Origin of the sequence: Mesorhizobium sp. M1A.F.Ca.IN.020.06.1.1 (assembly GCF_004023265.1) — a bacterium.
GTDB lineage: Bacteria > Pseudomonadota > Alphaproteobacteria > Rhizobiales > Rhizobiaceae > Mesorhizobium.
This window is the reverse complement of the sequence record NZ_RZSR01000719.1, coordinates 1-3,143: the sequence shown is the minus strand read 5'-3', so window position 1 is coordinate 3,143 and position 3,143 is coordinate 1. Positions and strand designations below refer to the sequence as shown.

Below are 3,143 nucleotides of genomic sequence, written 5' to 3'. Positions count from 1 at the left end.
AGCTTGCGCGGCGGGTCGGTGGTCGGCGAGCACAGCGTGATCCTGGCCGGCACCGGCGAGCGCATCACGCTCGCCCACCAGGCCGAGGACCGGGCGATCTTTGCCCGCGGCGCGGTCAAGGCGGCGCTCTGGGGCCGAGGCAAGAAGCCGGGCCTCTATTCCATGCGGGACGTGCTCGGCCTGGGCTGAGGCGGTTTTTTCTGCTTTTCTTCCGCAATTCCGGGCCGAAACCGCTACACACTTTTCCTGGAATTGCTCAATCCAACGACGTATCAGGAGCAAACATGTCGGGAACTCTCGTGCTCGTGCGCCACGGCCAGAGCGAATGGAACCTGAAGAACCTGTTCACCGGCTGGCGCGATGTCGACCTCACCGACCAGGGCAATGCGGAAGCGCTTGCCGCCGGCCAGAAGCTCAAGGCGCGCGGGCTCAAATTCGACATTGCCTACACCTCGGCGCTGAAGCGTGCGCAGAAGACCTGCCAGCACATTCTCGACGTGGTCGGCCAAAGCAAGCTCGAGACCGTCCGCGACCAGGCGCTCAACGAACGCGACTATGGCGATCTCTCCGGCCTCAACAAGGATGACGCGCGCAAGAAGTGGGGCGAGGAGCAGGTGCATATCTGGCGCCGCTCCTACGACGTATCGCCTCCCGGCGGCGAAAGCCTGAAGGACACCGGCGCGCGTGTCTGGCCCTATTACCTGCACGACGTGCAGCCGCATGTGCTGCGCGGCGAGACGGTGCTGGTCGCCGCGCACGGCAATTCGCTGCGGGCGCTGATCATGGCGCTGGACGGCAAGTCGGGGGAAGAGATCGTCAAGCTGGAGCTCGGCACCGGCGTGCCGGTGATCTACAAGCTCAACGCCGATTCCACCGTGGCAAAGAAGGAAGTGCTGGAGGGGTGAGGGATTCCATTGTTCCGGCCCCGCTCGGAACGGGTGGCCGTCTCGGGACAACCGCTTCAGGCTGGAATTCCGTCTCGCCGTTAACTGACCAGCGTCGGCGCCGCCCCTCACCTGCCTGCCGGCATCCTCTCCCCGTATAGTGACGGGGAGAGGGAAGCTCCGGCCGCCGATTTCGCCAATCGCCAGCGTCTCAAGAGGACGCCAACGCCGCGGCCAGCCCCTTCTCCCCGTCCTATACGGGGAGAAGTGCCCGGCACGGCGATGAGGGGCGGGGCCGACGCCGACAATTGCCGTCCGTGCCTGAAATCAACCCCAGCTGCCCTCTGGTCAGTCTTGAGCTCCTCGAAAAAACCGCGTTGACACGCTTCGTTTGCCCGCTTACATGAGCGCCCACCAGCCCAGATGGCGGAATTGGTAGACGCGCACGGTTCAGGTCCGTGTTCCGCAAGGAGTGGAGGTTCGAGTCCTCTTCTGGGCACCAATTCTCTTCGGAGAAGCCAGTAATTCCAAGGAAATCAAGGCGTTGAGTATCCCCGGAGGTCCACCCAAGAGGCCCTCAGGAGGACCACCGCCCGTGCAGATCGACCTGCCCTACGTCCAGCAGCCCTCAGGCAAGAAGCACTACCGCTACCGGCGGAAGGTTCCGGGCTTCCTGAGGCAAGCTCTTGGAAAGACCGAGATCGTCAAGCCGCTGGGCAGCACACATGCCGAGGTGCTGCGACATTACGACCGGGTCCACAAGGAAGCCGAGGCCGAGATCAAGGCCGCGATGCGCGGGAAGCCGAAGAAGACCCCCGAGAAGACCGCGCTTGAGAAATACCAATGGGCAACCCGGCAGGTGGCCGAGTGGGGGCCGATGGATGAGGCCACAGCTGACGCCTTGGCCGACCATCTTGAAGAGACCGGACAGCCAGAGCTTTACCGCGCCTTGGTGGTCCCCGACCGGAAGGCACCCGCGCCCACGCTTGCCGATGCCATCAAGCTCTACCTCAAGGACAAGGTTGAAGGGACCGCTGACGAGACCAAGAAGCAGCAGCGGATTGACCGTGTGCAGGGTCACGTCGTGAAGGCCCTGAACCGTGGTGATCCTCAATTCAGGTCGTTTACGCGGGCCGACGCTCGGGAAGTCAGGGACCACATGCTGACTGAGAAGCCGATCCCCGCACCTTCCACGGTCCACCGTTACCTGAATGACCTCCGGGCAGTCCTCAATCACGCCACCAAGGAGATGGACGAGCTGAGGGGCTGGCTCAGTCCATTCAACGGGTTGGAGGTCAAGAAGGTGACGTTGGCCAAGGAGGACCGCAAGTCATTCACCGACGGTCAACTCAAGGCCGCCCGAGCGCGGGTGCTTGGTCATGCATCAGACGATCTCCAGCGTGTCTGGAGGATGCTGGAGGGAACGGGGTGCCGGCTGGCGGAAGTCACCGGGCTGATGGTCGGAGACGTTCACGCCGAAGGTGAGCGCCCCTATCTCGACCTCAGGTTCTTGCCTCACAGGCGCTTGAAGAACGCCGGCAGCGTTCGCCGGGTGCCGCTGGTAGGGGATGCGCTCAAGGCTGCTCAGGAGGCCCACGAGGCGGCTGCGGATCGCGCCTTGCTGTTCCCGACCTACGCTCGTGAAGGCGGCGCTTCGGCGGCATCACAGGTGCTCATGAAGCACGTCCGTAAGGTTGTGACCGACCGCAAAGTGACGGTGCATTCGCTGCGGCATACGCTCAAGGACAAGTTGGTCAAAGCCGACGTGGCGGAGGCTCTGCAGAACATGATTTTGGGCCACTCGTCGGGTGCCGTGAGCGAGGCTTACGGCGGACCTGAGGCGCGGCTTGAGGCGGCGACGAGGGCGCTGCAGAAGGCGTTGAGATAGTGGGTAAGACCACCACTGGAAGAACGCCCGTCTCGCAGATACATTGAGTAGGGTTTGGCCAGGAGGCTGATTTGGACCTTATTTCCCCTGAGGACTACTCATCCCTTCCAATCGACTTGACGGAACGATTTGTCGCGTTTGAGGAAATCTGTCGACGCAACCTGAACCGGCTCATCACACGCGAAACCCCGGAGCATTTCGATCAAATGATCCGGCTGGAGTACATGACGCTGGTGGCCGCTGCGGCTGAGGAATGCGGGGTCGAGGGCTTCAGGTCCCCATGGCAGATGGATCGACCGTACGATGCGTTTGACAACTTCCTCCTGCAGGCTACCGGCGTGTCCACACGGGTTCGTTTGCGAAGCGTCGGC

General features: G+C 62.8%; 4 protein-coding genes and 1 tRNA gene. All 5 read left to right on the top strand.

The genetic code is table 11. The features are described from left to right. Positions 1-189 (top strand): dihydrodipicolinate reductase C-terminal domain-containing protein (locus tag EOA60_RS25705; protein WP_281060776.1); only part of this gene is annotated, 189 nt, incomplete at its 5' end. A 95-nt stretch (positions 190-284) separates the two neighbouring features. After that, entirely contained in the window at positions 285-905 is a 621-nt protein-coding gene (locus tag EOA60_RS25700) for a 2,3-bisphosphoglycerate-dependent phosphoglycerate mutase (RefSeq protein ID WP_095825088.1), read from the top strand. A gap of 396 nt (positions 906-1,301) precedes the next feature. After that, positions 1,302-1,386 (top strand) — tRNA-Leu (locus EOA60_RS25690). Between the two features lie 93 nt (positions 1,387-1,479). Continuing rightward, a complete protein-coding gene (locus tag EOA60_RS25685) occupies positions 1,480-2,772 on the top strand; it encodes a tyrosine-type recombinase/integrase (RefSeq protein WP_095825089.1) in 1,293 nt (430 codons plus the stop codon). 71 nt (positions 2,773-2,843) lie between these two features. Further along, a partial coding sequence (locus EOA60_RS25680; RefSeq protein WP_164899526.1) for a hypothetical protein occupies positions 2,844-3,143 on the top strand: 300 nt, incomplete at its 3' end.

Coding starts and splice junctions, on each gene's coding strand:
- EOA60_RS25700 (WP_095825088.1), top strand. CDS start 285: ATGTCGGGAACTCTCGTGCTCGTGCGCCACGGCCAGAGCGAATGGAAC.